Below are 12,673 nucleotides of genomic sequence, written 5' to 3'. Positions count from 1 at the left end.
CGGGCATCCTTTGAAATCTGCAATCGGGTGGGTCGCTCAGTCGACCGGCGGCGCCAGCACCGTGGGTGCTGTCGGCTCGGCGAGCGAGGGGTAGTCGCGGCTGAAATGCAGGCCACGGCTCTCGTGGCGGGCCTGCGCGCAACGCACGATCAGCTCGGCCACCTGCACCAGGTTGCGCAGTTCGAGCAGGTCGCGCGTGACATGGAAGTTCGCGTAGAACTCCTGGATTTCTGCCTGCAGCAGCGCGATGCGATGGCTCGCGCGCTCCAGGCGCTTGTTGGTGCGCACGATGCCGACGTAGTCCCACATGAAGCGGCGCAGCTCGTCCCAGTTGTGCGAGATGACCACGGCCTCGTCGGCGTCGGTGACGCGGCTGTCGTCCCAGGCGGGCAGATCAGCACGCTCGCGCACGGGCGCCTGCGCAATGGCGCTGGCCGCCGCGCGCGCGAACACCATGCATTCGACCAGCGAGTTGCTGGCCAGCCGGTTGGCGCCATGCAGGCCGGTGCAGGCGGTTTCGCCGATGGCGTACAGGCCCGCGATGTCGGTGCGCCCGCTCAGGTCGCTGAGCACGCCGCCGCAGGTGTAGTGCGCGGCCGGCACCACGGGAATGGGCTCGCGCGTGATGTCGATGCCCAGCGCCAGGCAGCGCGCCAGGATGTTCGGGAAGTGCGCCTGCAGAAACTCGGGCGGCTGGTGCGAGATGTCGAGAAGCACGCAGTCCAGACCGTGCTTCTTCATCTCGAAGTCGATGGCGCGGGCCACCACGTCGCGCGGCGCGAGTTCGGCGCGCTCGTCGTGCGCGGGCATGAAGCGCGTGCCACCGGCCGATTCAGGCAATTTCAGCAAACCGCCTTCGCCGCGCACCGCCTCGCTGATGAGGAACGACTTGGCATGCGGGTGGTACAGGCAGGTCGGGTGGAACTGGATGAACTCCATGTTCGACACCCGGCAGCCCGCGCGCCAGGCCGCGGCAATGCCGTCGCCGGTGGCCGTGTCGGGGTTGGTGGTGTACAGGTACACCTTGCCCGCACCGCCGGTCGCCAGGATGGTGTGCGGCGCGCGGAAGGCGACGACCTCGTCGGTGGCGTCGTCCAGCGCGTACAGGCCCACGCAGCCCGGGTCGGCGAGCCCGAGCTTGGTGCCCGTGACCAGGTCGACCAGCGTGTGGTGCTCGAAGAGGGTGATGTTCGGCGTGCCGCGCACGCGCTCGATCAGCACCTGCTGCACGGCCGCGCCGGTGGCGTCGGTCACGTGCACGATGCGGCGCGCGCTGTGGCCGCCTTCGCGCGTCAGGTGCAGGTCGCCGTCTTCTTCGGAAAAGGGCACGCCCAGCTCGCGCAGCCAGGCGATGGCCTCGGGCGCATGCTCGACCACGAAGCGCGTGGCCTCGGGGTCGCACAGGCCGGCGCCGGCCACCAGCGTGTCTTGCACGTGGGCATCGAAGCTGTCGCCCGCGGCCAGCACGGCCGCGATGCCGCCCTGCGCCCAGGCGCTGGAGCCGTCGTTCAGCGCGCGCTTGGTCAGCACGGCCACGCGGTGCGTGGGGGCCAGGTGCAGCGCGGCCGACAGGCCGGCGAGGCCGCTGCCGACGATGAGGACGTCGAAGTCGTGCGAAGCCATGAAGCGGGATTCAGGTCGGCGAGTACGCCAGCCGGACGTAGATGGGGGCGAAGGCTTCCGCCTGGGTGATTTCGATCAGCGTTTCCTTCGCCAGCTCCAGCATCGCGATGAAGGTGACGATCAGCACCGGCGTGCCGCGCGACACGTCGAACAGCTTCTCGAACTCCACGAAGCGCTGTCCCTGCAGGTGGCGCAGCACCACGCTCATGTGCTCGCGCACGTTGAGCTCCTCGCGCGAGATCTTGTGGTGCTGCACGAGCTTGGCGCGCTTCATGATGTCGGCCCACGCGTCGCGCAGCTCCACCACGTCCACCTCGGGAAAGCGCGGCTTGAGCGACTGCTCGATGTAGACCTGCGCCTTCCAGAAGTCGCGCCCGTAGGTGGGCATGGCGCTGATGGCGGCGGCCTGCAGCTTGGTCTGCTCGTACTCCATCAGGCGGCGCACGAGCTCGGCGCGCGGGTCTTCGGCTTCTTCGCCGTCGGCCACCTTCTTGGGCGGCAGCAGCATGCGCGACTTGATCTCGATCAGCATCGCGGCCATCAGCAGGTACTCGGCCGCGAGCTCGAGGTTGGTCTGGCGAATCTCGTCGACGTAGCTCAGGTACTGCCGCGTGAGCCCCGCCATCGGGATGTCGAGGATGTTGAAGTTCTGCTTGCGGATCAGGTAGAGCAGCAAGTCCAGCGGGCCTTCGAAGGCCTCGAGGAACACCTGCAGCGCCTCCGGCGGGATGTACAGGTCCTTCGGCATGGCGAACAGCGGCTCGCCATAGAGCCTCGCGAGCGCGACCTGGTCGATCACGTCGGGCATGGCGACCACCAGCGCGCCGGTGTCCTCGTCTGCGCTCATGAACCGGTTGCTATGCTTTTAATAGCGAGCTGCAATTCGGACCGCAATTACTTGTTGTGCGTCTGGTAGACGTACGGCTGCATCGGAACGCGGCCTTCGCTGTACTCGTTCAGCAGGCTGCGATCGAGGTGCTTGTCCCACAGCAGGGCGCGGCCGGCGCGCTGTTCGGCCTCGAGCGTGGGCTTCTTTTCCTTCATCTCTTCGATGAAGTTGGTGATCTCGGAGGAGTAGTGGGGGCGACGGAAGATGGACATAGACTGGACCTTTATGGCGCGAATTTTACCGGGGACGGCATGACGCAACGGCGAGGATGGCAGATTGGCATGGCGAGCGCGCTTCTGGCGGCCGCCTTGGGGCTCGCCGCGTGCGATTCGAAGAACATCAGCGAGCTGGAAGAAGGCGTCTCCACCGAGGCCGATGTGCGCGCCCGTTTCGGCCAGCCGGAAAACATCTGGGAAGCGCCCGGCGCCGCCGCCGGCAGCCGCGTGTTCGAGTACAACCGCCAGCCCGCGGGCCAGAAGAACTACATGATCACCATCGGCCCCGACGGCAAGATGAGCGCGCTGCGCCAGGTGCTCACGCCCGAGAACTTCGCCAGGGTGAAGCCGGGGATGATGATGGAAGACCTGCGCAAGCTGCTCGGCAAGCCCGCCAAGGTCACGCCCTATGCGTTGAAGCGCGAAACCGAGTGGGAGTGGCGCTGGGTGCAACCGCCGAACTCCCCCATGGTCTTCACCGCCACGCTGAACGACGACCAGCGCGTGGCGCGCAGCGGCTCCTCGCCCGACCGCGGCACCGAGGCGCCCTGAACCGGGGCCCCTGAACCGGGGCGTCTGAACCGCCCCGCCCGCGCCAGGGCTCACTTGCGCAGCTTCTGGATCAGGAAGGCCTCCAGCAGCTCCACCGCCTTGCGCCCCGGCAGCGGCACGCTGGCCAGCCACACCTCGGAGTCGGGCAGCGACGGCATGCCTTCCTTCGCGCCCAGGATCTTCAGCCGCTTCGAAATGGTCGCCTCGCGGAACACCCCCACCGCGATGCCCGCGCGCACCGCCGCCTCCAGCCCCGTGACGCTGGTGCTCGTGTAGGCGATGCGCCAGGGAATGCCCGCGCGGTCGAGTGCGTGCGTGGCCCAGTCGCGCAGCATCGCGCCCTCGGGGTTCAGCGCCAGCGGCAGCGGGCGCTGCAGGTGCGTGGCGGAGCCTGCGGTCGACGCCCACACGATGCGCGACTTGGTCAGCCGCAGCCCTTCGCCCGAGCCCACCGCGCCCACGCCGATGACCATGTCGTAGCGCGCGCCCAGCTCCGCATGCATCACCGAGGACACGCCGTGGTGCAGCTCCACGTGAATGCGCGGGTGCTGCCGGCAGAACTCCGCGATGAGCACCGGCAGCACGCGCGTGGCGTAGTGCTCGATGGAGCCGATGCGGATGCTGCCCGACACCTCCTGCCGGTCGACGTCGTGGAACAGCTGGTCGTTCAGGCTCAGCATCTGGCGCGCCAGCGGCAGCAGCTGGACGCCCTCGGGCGTGGGCGCGAGCTGGCGCGTGCCGCGCGCCACCAGCTGCACGCCGAGCTGCTCCTCGAGCCGGCGCAGCTGCATGCTGACGGCCGACTGCGTGCGCGACAGCGCCTTGGCGGCGGTGGTGAAGCTGCCGATGCGCACCACCGTGTCGAACACCCGAAGCAGGTCGATGTCGACCGTGTGGCTGCGCGGGGCGGCATGCGGTGAATGGATGTTTTTTGCGGGCACGGGCGTCTCCGGGTCATCACGAAGCGTGATGCGAAAGATCAGAAACCATCACGTTTCGCGCTGGATTGTGGGCCAAGAATGGCGCAACAAGACAGCAACCGGAGACAACACATGCGCGATGCCGATGCCGATGCCAGCCACTCGATGGTTCCCTTCCTGCGCCGGCGCCGCCTGCTGCAGGGCGCCCTGGCCGCTACCGTGGCCCCCGCGCTGGTGCTGCCGGCGCATGCGGCCGCGGCCTGGCCGCAGAAGGCCGTGCGCCTGGTCGTCGGCTTTCCGCCGGGCTCCTCGCCCGACGCCCTGGCCCGCACCGTGGCCGACCCGCTGGCGCAGGCGCTGGGCCAGGCCGTCATCGTCGAGAACAAGGTGGGCGCGGCCGGCACCATCGGCGTCAACGCGGTGGCGCGCGCCACCGACGGCCACACCATCGGCCTCACCGGCAACGGCCCGCTCACCACCGCCAAGGCGCTCAACCCCGCCACGCCCTACGACGTGGCGCGCGACCTGCGCCCCATCTCGCTGGTGGGCGCCAGCCCCTTCGTGCTCACCGGCAGCCTGGGCATGCCCGCCACCGACCTGCCCGGCCTGCTGGCGCACGCCAGGGCGCAGGGCGATCGCCTGAGCTACGGCTCGGTCGGGCCCGGCTCGGGCTCGCACCTGGCCATGGAACTGCTGAAGACGCTCACCGGCATCCAGGCCGTGCACGTGCCGTTCCCCGGCTTTCCGCAGGTGGCGACCGCGCTGATGGGCAAGCAGATCGACCTGTCCTTCATGATCCCGTCGATCGCCGCGCCGCAGGCCAGGAGCGGGCGGCTGCGGCTGTACGGCGTGAGCACCGCCGCGCCCTTCGCGGCCTTTGCCGAGGTGCCTCCGATCCAGGGCGCGCTGGGCGCCGGCAAGGCCTTCGACATCGCCTCTTGGAACGCCATCTTCGGCCCCGCGGCCATGCCGGCGCCGGTGGCGCAGCGCCTGTCCGACGAAATCTCCCGCATCCTGAAGACGCCCGACGTGCGCCAGCGCCTGTTCGACCAGGGCTGGCAGGCGCTGGGCACCGCGCCCGAGGCGCTGTCGCGGCAGATCGCGCAGGACACGGCGATGTGGGGCGACGTCATCAAGCGCACCGGCGCGCGCAGCGAGTAGGGGCCGCCATGAAACGCAGGAATCTCTTTGCCGGCGCGGCTGGCCTGGCTGCCGCCGCCGGACTGCCACCGGCGCTGGCGGCCACCGCCACCGCTAGCCCGTCGACCTTCGTGCTGGTGCACGGCGCCTGGCACGGGGGCTGGTGCTGGGCGCGCGTGGCGGCGCGGCTGCGTGCCGCCGGCCACACCGTGTTCACGCCCACGCTCACCGGCCTGGGCGAACGGCGCCACCTGATCTCGCCGCAGGTCAACCTCGACACGCACATCGACGATGTCGTCAACGTGCTGCAGTTCGAAGACCTCGAGCGCGTGGTGCTGGTCGGCCACAGCTACGCGGGCATCGTCATCTCGGGCGTGGCCGACCGCGCCGCGGCGCGGCTGCGCCAACTGGTGTTTCTCGATGCGCTGCTGCTGGAGCCCGGCAAGAGCCTGTTCTCCGACTTTCCGGCCGCGGTGGTCGAGCAGCGCCTGAAAGCCATTCGCGAGACCGGTGGCGGCGTGGGCGCGGCGGCCGCCTTGCCGCCGTCGGCCTTCGGCGTGAAGGACCCGGCCGACGCCGCCTGGGTGGCGAGCCACCTCACGCCGCAGCCCGTCGGCACCTACCTGCAGCCGCTGCTGTTGAAGTCGCCGCTGGGCAACGGCCTGCCCAAGACCTACATCGAATGCACCGGCGATCCCATCGCCACGCTCGAACCCACCAAGGCCCGCGTGCGCGCCGACGCGGGCTGGCAGCTGCGCACGCTGGCCACGGGGCACGACGCGATGGTCACCGCGCCCGGGCCGCTGGCCACTCTCCTTGCCGACCTCGCCGCAACCCCTTCATCTTCCTGAACCCCCTCCTGAAAGCACCACCCATGGGAACCCTCACCCCCGAAGAGCGCCACTTCTTCCGCTCCGACGTCAACGCGCGCGACAGCCAGCGCACGCAGCGCCAGCCGCACGGCCACATCAACGAGCCTGCGCGCCAGGTGCCGGTGCACGAGCGCTGCGACGTGCTGGTGCTCGGCGGCGGCCCTTCCGGCGTGGCGGCGGCCGTGGCGGCCGCGCGCGGCGGCGCGCGCGTGGTGCTGCTGGAGCGCTACAACCACCTGGGCGGCCTGTCGACCGGCGGCCTGGTGATCTGGATCGACCGCATGAGCGACTGGTCGGGCGCGCACGTCATCCATGGCCTGGCGGCCGAGTTCATGGACCGGCTCGGCGGTTCGCCGCAACCGGCCGTCGCCGGCCCGCCGCGCGAGGACTGGGGCTCGCGCGACACCGCCAAGGCCGAGCACTGGGCGCTGCGCACCGCGGCCTTCCACGGCGTGGTCACGCACTCGCCCACCATCGACCCCGAGATGCTCAAGGGCGTGTACCACCAGATGGTGCGCGAGGCCGGCGTCGACCTCATCCTGCACGCCTGGATGGTCGCGCCCATCGCCGAGGCGGGCCGCGTCACGGGCGCGGTGTTCGAAAGCAAGCAGGGCCGCCGCGCCATCCTCGCCAACGTGGTGGTCGACACCACGGGCGAGGGCGACCTGTACGCGGCGGCGGGCGCGGCGTTTTCGTCGGACATCGACGCGCACGACATCCACCACTGCATCAACACCTCGTGGCTGTTCGCGGGCGTGGACATGCGGCGCTGGCTCGACTTTCGCGCGCACCAGCCGCAGGCGTACTCGGCCTTCCTGGCGCAGGGCCGCGAGGCGCTGGGCAGCTTCGAGAAACCCATCGTCTCCTGGCGCGACGACGTGGCCACCTTCCTGGGCCCGCGCAAGTCGGGCTTCAGCGCGCTCGACGTCGACGAGATGACCCAGGTCGAGTGGGAGTCGCGCAAGAGCATGGCCGAGCACCTGGCCTTCTACCGCGCGCATGCGCCGGGCTTCGAGCGTGCCTGGGTCATGCTGATGGCGCCGCAGATCGGCACGCGCCACGGCCGTCGGCTGGTGGGCGTGAAGAGCGTGCGGCGCGGCGCATGGGACGCGGGCGCGGTGGAGGCCGACGAAGTCGGCATCAGCCCGAGCCCCTCGCCCAGGTTCCCGAACATCTCGGTGCCCTACGGCGCGCTGGTGCCCGAGACGCTCGACGGCGTGCTCGCGGCGGGCAAGCACATCTCGTGCGACACCAACTCGCACGGCTTCATGCGCGAGATTCCGCAGTGCTGGCTCACGGGCCAGGCCGCGGGCACGGCGGCGGCGCTGGCGGCGGACAGCGGCGTGCTGCCGCGCGATGTCGATGTGAAGCGGCTGCAGGCGCTGCTGGCGGCGCAGGGGGTGCCGCTGCGGCAGGCAACGGCCGACGCGCTGCAAGCATCGGAAGCGCTGCGGGTGCAGACTGCGCAGGCATGAACTTCCGCCTGTCGCTCGCCCACCTCGGCATGCTCGACGCGCCGCCGCCCGTGCTGGTGCAGGCGGCGCACGCGGCGGGCTTCTCCGGCGTGGGCATCCGCCTGGCGCCGGCGCGCCTGGGCGAGGCGCCGTTCCCGATGGGCGTGGGCAGCCAGATGCTGCGCGAGACGCTGGCGCGGCTGGACGACACCGGCCTGTGCGTGCACGACATCGAGATCGTGCGCATCAAGCCCGGCTTCGATGCGGCGGCGCTCGCGGGCGTTCTCGACTCGGCGCAGGCGCTGGGCGCGCGCTGCCTCATGGTCAACGTGGACGACGCTGATGCGGCGCGTGCCGCCGACAGCATCGGCGCGCTGGCTGAACGCGCACGGCCGCACGGCCTGGCGCTGGGGTTGGAGTTCATGGTCTACACCGTGATGCGTTCGCTGGCGGCGGCGCGGCAAATGGTCGCGGCGTCAAAGCGGGACAACGTGCGCGTGGTGGTCGATGCGCTGCATTTCTTTCGCGCGGGCGGCGTGCCGGCGGACCTGCGCGCAGAAGGCGCAGCGGGCATGAAGGCCGCAGAAGGCACAGAGGCCACAGACCCCATCGACCGCCACTTCATGCAGCTCAACGACGCGCCCGCCCAGCGCCACCCCGGCCTGTCGCCCGCGGAAGAGGGGCGGGCGCACCGGCTCTTCGCGGGCGAGGGCGAACTGCCCGTCGCGCAGCTGCTGCCGCACCTGGCGCCCGGCGCGCGGCTGTCGGTCGAAGCCCCCAGCGCCATCCGCAGCGCCACGCTCACGCCGCATGCGCGCGCCGCGCTGGCCTTTCAAACGACCCTTCGATTCCTGCAACGCCATGGCCATGCACATGAACCCACCTGACACCCTCGAATGGAGCGGGCTGAAGCTCGACGGCAACACCGCCGTGCTCGGCATCATCGGCGACCCCGTGGCGCAGGTGAAGGCGCCGCTGCCGCTCACGCAGCTGCTGCAGCGGCGCGGCATCAACGCGGTGCTGGTGCCGCTGCACGTGCCCGCCGCGGGCGTGGCACCGCTGCTGCAGGCGCTGCTCGCGGTGCGCAACGTGGCGGGCATCGTCGTCACCGTGCCGCACAAGCAGCGGGTGGCCGGGCTGCCCATCGACACGCTGCGCGCCGCGCGCGAGGCGCAGGCGGTGAACGTCGTGCGCCGCACGCGCGACGGCTGGCAGGGCGACCTGCTCGACGGCGCGGGCTTTCTCGCGGGTCTGGTGCGCAACGGCTTCGACGTGAAGGGCCGCAGCGTGGGGCTCGCGGGCGCAGGCGGCGCGGGCAATGCCATCGCCTTCGCGCTGGCCGCGGCGGGTGCGGCTTCCATCGACGTGCGCGACGCCGACGCCGGCAAGCGCGCCGACCTGGTCGATCGCCTGCGCGCGCTGGGCTACACCGCCGGCGAGTGGGACGCCGCGAGCCCGCGCGACCTGCTCGTCAACGCCACGCCGACCGGCATGCGCGAAGGCGACGCGCTGCCCATTGCCCCCGAGGCCATCCGCGCCGGGCACACGGTGGCCGAGGTCATCATGGAGCCGCGCACCACGCCGCTGCTGGCGCTGGCGCAGCAGCGCGGCGCGCGCACCGTGCACGGCCGCCACATGATGGACGAGCAGCTCGAGCGCATGGCCGACTTCTTCGCGGAGGCTTTGCGATGAGCGCGGCGTTCTTCCCCGGCTTCGCGGTGCACGACGTGGCGCTGGGCGATGCCGTCATCCACGCCGAGGTCGGCGGCAGCGGGCCGCCGCTGCTGTTGCTGCACGGCTATCCGCAGACGCACGTGGCCTGGCACCGCATCGCGCCCGCGCTGGCGCGGCACTTCACCGTGGTGGCGCCCGACCTGCGCGGCTACGGCGACAGCACCGGCCCGGCCGGTGACCCGCTGCACATCAACCACTGCAAGCGCACGCTGGCCGCGGACAAGCTGGCGCTGATGCGCGCGCTGGGCTTCGAGCGCTTCGCCGTCATGGGCCACGACCGCGGCGCCCGCGTGGGCTACCGGCTGTGCCTGGACACGCCCGAGGCCGTCAGCTGCTTCGTCTCGCTCACGGTGATACCGACCGAAGAAATGTGGAAATGTGCCGGCATGGTCTTCGGCCTGAAGGCGTTCCACTGGTACCTGTTCGCGCAGCCCTTCGACCTGCCCGAACGCATGCTGGCGGCCGAGCCCGCGTACTACCTCGACTGGACGCTGCGCAACATGGTGCAGAAAGTGGATGCCGTCACGCCCGAGGGGCTGGCCGAGTACCACCGCGCCTTCGCCAAGGCGTCGGTGCGCCACGCCATGGTCGAGGACTACCGCGCCGCCGCCGACATCGACCTGCGGCACGACCGCGACGACCTGGCGGCGGGCCGGCGCGTGGCGTGCCCGGTGCAGGTTCTGTGGAGCGCGTCGAACACCGCGAAGCCCGATCCGCTCGACATCTGGAAGACCTGGGCGAACGAGGTGGAAGGCGGCACCATCGACTGCGGCCACCTGATGGCGGAAGAAGCACCCGACGAGGTGTTGGCGCGCGTGCTGCCGTTTCTGCAGAGGCACGCCGGCGGCTGAGCGCGGGCGGTTCGAGCGCTCCGGGCTACTGGCTGTCCGGAATCACCGCATCGGCCGCCGCGCCCACGGCCTTGCCCGTGATGCGCACGGTGCCGATGGCGGCATCGGCGGCCAGGCCCACCGCGCTGGCGCCCACGCTCACCGCGGTGCCCGCCACGGTGACCACGGCGCAGCCGCCCAGCGCGGCTGCGAGGGAAAGCGACAGCAGCAAAAGAGCGCGGCGCGGCAGGGTCATCATGGTCATGGCGGGGTCCTTGTCTGCGTCTTCGCTCAGCGAACGCGCATGCCCGGCGTTGCGCCCGGCCAGGGTTCGAGCACGTGGATGCCCGGGCGGGCCTTCTCGTCGCCGTGGCTGGCGGCCAGCACCATGCCTTCGCTCACGCCGAACTTCATCTTGCGCGGCGCCAGGTTGGCGACCAGCACGGTGAGCTTGCCTACCAGTTGCTCGGGCTGGTAGGCCGAGGCGATGCCGCTGAACACGTTGCGGGTCTTGCCTTCTCCCGCGTCCAGCGTCAGGCGCAGCAGCTTGGTCGAGCCGTCGACCTTCTCGCAGGCCACGATCTTCGCGATGCGCAGGTCGATCTTGGCGAAGTCGTCGATGGTGATGGTGGGCGCGATGGCTTCGCCGCCCGGCAGCTCTTGCGCTGCGGCGTCGGCGGGGGCGGCGATGGCCGTGGCGGCAGGCTCCGGCACGTCGAACAGCTTGTCGACCTGCTTGGGGTCGGCGCGCTGCATCAGGTGCTTGTAGTCGCCGATGGCGTGGCCGGCGGGCAGCGGCTGCGCCGCATCGACCCATGCCAGCGGCGAGATCTTCAGGAAGGCCTCGACGTTCTTCGCCAGCGCCGGCAGCACCGGCTTCAGGTACAGCGTGAGCAGGCGGAAGGCCTCGATGCACACGGTGCACACGTCGTGCAGCCGCGCCTCGGCGCCTTCCTTCTTGGCCAGCTCCCAGGGCTTGTTCTGGTCGACGTACTCGTTCACCTTGTCGGCCAGCGCCATCACCTCGCGCAGCGCGCGGGCGTAGTCGCGTGCGTCGTACAGCGAATGCAGTTGCGCCGCCGCGTCGCGCAGCGCGAACAGCAGCGCGTCGCCGTCGGCCGACACCTCGCCCAGCTTGCCCTCGAAGCGCTTGCCGATGAAGCCGGCCGCGCGGCTGGCGATGTTGATGTACTTGCCCACGAGGTCGCTGTTCACGCGCGCCACGAAGTCCTCGGGGTTGAAGTCGATGTCCTCGTTGCGGCCGTTGAGCTTGGCGGCGATGTAGTAGCGCAGCCACTCGGGGTCCAGCCCGATCGACAGGTACTTCAGCGGGTCGATGCCGGTGCCGCGGCTCTTGCTCATCTTCTCGCCGCTCACCGTCAGGTGGCCGTGCACGTACACGGCGTCGGGCGCCTTGCGGCCGCTGAAGTGCAGCATCGCGGGCCAGAACAGCGTGTGGAAGGTGATGATGTCCTTGCCGATGAAGTGCACCTGCTCCAGCTCGGGGTCGGCCATGTACTCGGTGTACGAGATGCCGTCGCCGCCCAGCTCGATGCAGCGCTTGTCCAGCAGGTTCTTCAGCGACGCCAGGTAGCCCACGGGCGCATCGAGCCACACGTAGAAGTACTTGCCCGGCGCATCAGGGATCTCGATGCCGAAGTAGGGCGTGTCGCGGCTGATGTCCCAGTCGCCCAGGCCGCCCTTGCCTTCGTCGTCCTTGTAGAGCCACTCGCGGATCTTGTTCTGCACCTCGGACTGCACGTGGCCGGGGGCGGCGGTCCATTCCTTCAGGTAGGCCTCGCAGCGCGGGTCCGACAGCTTGAAGAAGAAGTGGTCCGAGCTGCGCAGCTCGGGCTTGGCGCCCGACAGAGCCGAGTAGGGGTTGATGAGCTCGGTGGGCGCGTACACGGCGCCGCACACCTCGCAGTTGTCGCCGTACTGGTCCTTGGCGTGGCAGTTGGGGCACTCGCCCTTGATGAAGCGGTCGGCCAGGAACATGCCCTTTTCAGGGTCGTAGAACTGCTCGACGCTTTTGGTCTCGATGAGGCCGTTGGCGCGCAGGTCGCGGTAGATGTCCTGCGCGAGCTGGTGGTTCTCGGGCGCGTCGGTCGAGTGCCAGTTGTCGAAGGAGATGAAGTAGCCGTCCAGGTAGGGCTTGCGGCCCGCGGCGATCTCGGCCACGAAGGCCTGCGGCGTCACGCCGGCCTTGTCGGCGGCGATGGTGATGGCCGCGCCGTGCGCGTCGTCGGCGCACACGAAGTTGACCTCGGCGCCATTCATTCGCTGGTTCCGCACCCAGATGTCGGCCTGGATGTACTCCATCATGTGGCCGATATGGAACTTGCCGTTGGCGTACGGCAGGGCGGTGGTGACGAAGAGCTTGCGCGGGGCGGACATCGGGGAGGGCGCTTTCGGAGTGGTACGGGAGGGGTACGGACGGAACC

General features: G+C 70.3%; 13 protein-coding genes. 7 read left to right on the top strand and 6 right to left on the bottom strand.

Translation table 11 applies throughout. The annotated features are described in order from the left end of the window. Positions 1–36: 36 nt before the first annotated feature. The 3 genes from nadB to QTI51_RS25210 are packed head-to-tail and all read right to left on the bottom strand — an operon-like array spanning position 37 to position 2,724. On the bottom strand, positions 37–1,623 hold the full coding sequence (gene nadB, locus QTI51_RS25220) for an L-aspartate oxidase (RefSeq protein ID WP_116910848.1): 1,587 nt from the start codon (positions 1,621–1,623) through the stop codon (positions 37–39). A gap of 10 nt (positions 1,624–1,633) precedes the next feature. Continuing rightward, positions 1,634–2,470 carry a segregation and condensation protein A gene (locus QTI51_RS25215; RefSeq protein WP_116910849.1) on the bottom strand — a complete coding sequence of 279 codons (837 nt, stop codon included), beginning with the start codon at positions 2,468–2,470 and terminating at the stop codon, positions 1,634–1,636. A gap of 47 nt (positions 2,471–2,517) precedes the next feature. Then, on the bottom strand, positions 2,518–2,724 hold the full coding sequence (locus tag QTI51_RS25210; protein ID WP_116910850.1) for a DUF3460 family protein: 207 nt from the start codon (positions 2,722–2,724) through the stop codon (positions 2,518–2,520). A 69-nt stretch (positions 2,725–2,793) separates the two neighbouring features. Here QTI51_RS25210 and QTI51_RS25205 point away from each other — a divergent pair, with 69 nt between their 5' ends. Continuing rightward, the gene (locus QTI51_RS25205; protein WP_116910851.1) at positions 2,794–3,279 is read left to right on the top strand and encodes an outer membrane protein assembly factor BamE; all 486 of its coding nucleotides are present in this window, start codon (positions 2,794–2,796) and stop codon (positions 3,277–3,279) included. 50 nt (positions 3,280–3,329) lie between these two features. On the opposite strand, the gene QTI51_RS25200 is transcribed toward QTI51_RS25205, so the two are convergent. After that, positions 3,330–4,220, bottom strand: a complete 891-nt coding sequence (locus QTI51_RS25200) for a LysR substrate-binding domain-containing protein (RefSeq protein ID WP_116910852.1) — start codon at positions 4,218–4,220, stop codon at positions 3,330–3,332. A gap of 111 nt (positions 4,221–4,331) precedes the next feature. Here QTI51_RS25200 and QTI51_RS25195 point away from each other — a divergent pair, with 111 nt between their 5' ends. From QTI51_RS25195 to QTI51_RS25170, 6 genes are read left to right on the top strand one after another with little or no spacing between them, the layout of a single operon-like run. Beyond that, positions 4,332–5,360, top strand: coding sequence for a Bug family tripartite tricarboxylate transporter substrate binding protein (locus QTI51_RS25195; protein WP_286516289.1), 1,029 nt, complete (start codon positions 4,332–4,334; stop codon positions 5,358–5,360). Between the two features lie 8 nt (positions 5,361–5,368). Next, positions 5,369–6,190: an alpha/beta hydrolase gene (locus QTI51_RS25190; RefSeq protein WP_116910853.1), complete on the top strand. Its 822-nt coding sequence runs from the start codon at positions 5,369–5,371 to the stop codon at positions 6,188–6,190. A gap of 23 nt (positions 6,191–6,213) precedes the next feature. Beyond that, complete coding sequence (locus QTI51_RS25185; RefSeq protein ID WP_116910854.1) at positions 6,214–7,686, top strand: FAD-dependent oxidoreductase; 1,473 nt, start codon at positions 6,214–6,216, stop codon at positions 7,684–7,686. Continuing rightward, positions 7,683–8,552: a sugar phosphate isomerase/epimerase family protein gene (locus QTI51_RS25180; RefSeq protein WP_116910855.1), complete on the top strand. Its 870-nt coding sequence runs from the start codon at positions 7,683–7,685 to the stop codon at positions 8,550–8,552. The genes QTI51_RS25185 and QTI51_RS25180 overlap by 4 nt, the downstream gene beginning before the upstream one ends. Continuing rightward, positions 8,539–9,357, top strand: coding sequence for a shikimate dehydrogenase family protein (locus QTI51_RS25175; protein WP_165840377.1), 819 nt, complete (start codon positions 8,539–8,541; stop codon positions 9,355–9,357). Before QTI51_RS25180 ends, QTI51_RS25175 begins: the two co-directional genes overlap by 14 nt. Further along, positions 9,354–10,250, top strand: coding sequence for an alpha/beta fold hydrolase (locus QTI51_RS25170; RefSeq protein WP_116910857.1), 897 nt, complete (start codon positions 9,354–9,356; stop codon positions 10,248–10,250). Before QTI51_RS25175 ends, QTI51_RS25170 begins: the two co-directional genes overlap by 4 nt. A gap of 25 nt (positions 10,251–10,275) precedes the next feature. Here QTI51_RS25170 and QTI51_RS25165 read toward each other — a convergent pair whose 3' ends face one another. Then, positions 10,276–10,488, bottom strand: a complete 213-nt coding sequence (locus tag QTI51_RS25165; protein WP_116911110.1) for a hypothetical protein — start codon at positions 10,486–10,488, stop codon at positions 10,276–10,278. Between the two features lie 32 nt (positions 10,489–10,520). Next, entirely contained in the window at positions 10,521–12,626 is a 2,106-nt protein-coding gene (gene metG, locus QTI51_RS25160) for a methionine--tRNA ligase (RefSeq protein WP_116910858.1), read from the bottom strand. Positions 12,627–12,673: the final 47 nt, after the last annotated feature.

The organism is Variovorax sp. J22G73, from assembly GCF_030317035.1.
GTDB lineage: Bacteria > Pseudomonadota > Gammaproteobacteria > Burkholderiales > Burkholderiaceae_C > Variovorax.
This window is presented reverse-complemented; position numbering and strand designations above follow the sequence as displayed.

Coding starts and splice junctions, on each gene's coding strand:
- nadB (WP_116910848.1), bottom strand. CDS start 1,623: ATGGCTTCGCACGACTTCGACGTCCTCATCGTCGGCAGCGGCCTCGCC.
- QTI51_RS25215 (WP_116910849.1), bottom strand. CDS start 2,470: ATGAGCGCAGACGAGGACACCGGCGCGCTGGTGGTCGCCATGCCCGAC.
- QTI51_RS25210 (WP_116910850.1), bottom strand. CDS start 2,724: ATGTCCATCTTCCGTCGCCCCCACTACTCCTCCGAGATCACCAACTTC.
- QTI51_RS25205 (WP_116910851.1), top strand. CDS start 2,794: ATGGCGAGCGCGCTTCTGGCGGCCGCCTTGGGGCTCGCCGCGTGCGAT.
- QTI51_RS25195 (WP_286516289.1), top strand. CDS start 4,332: ATGCGCGATGCCGATGCCGATGCCAGCCACTCGATGGTTCCCTTCCTG.
- QTI51_RS25190 (WP_116910853.1), top strand. CDS start 5,369: ATGAAACGCAGGAATCTCTTTGCCGGCGCGGCTGGCCTGGCTGCCGCC.
- QTI51_RS25185 (WP_116910854.1), top strand. CDS start 6,214: ATGGGAACCCTCACCCCCGAAGAGCGCCACTTCTTCCGCTCCGACGTC.
- QTI51_RS25180 (WP_116910855.1), top strand. CDS start 7,683: ATGAACTTCCGCCTGTCGCTCGCCCACCTCGGCATGCTCGACGCGCCG.
- QTI51_RS25175 (WP_165840377.1), top strand. CDS start 8,539: ATGAACCCACCTGACACCCTCGAATGGAGCGGGCTGAAGCTCGACGGC.
- QTI51_RS25170 (WP_116910857.1), top strand. CDS start 9,354: ATGAGCGCGGCGTTCTTCCCCGGCTTCGCGGTGCACGACGTGGCGCTG.
- QTI51_RS25165 (WP_116911110.1), bottom strand. CDS start 10,488: ATGATGACCCTGCCGCGCCGCGCTCTTTTGCTGCTGTCGCTTTCCCTC.
- metG (WP_116910858.1), bottom strand. CDS start 12,626: ATGTCCGCCCCGCGCAAGCTCTTCGTCACCACCGCCCTGCCGTACGCC.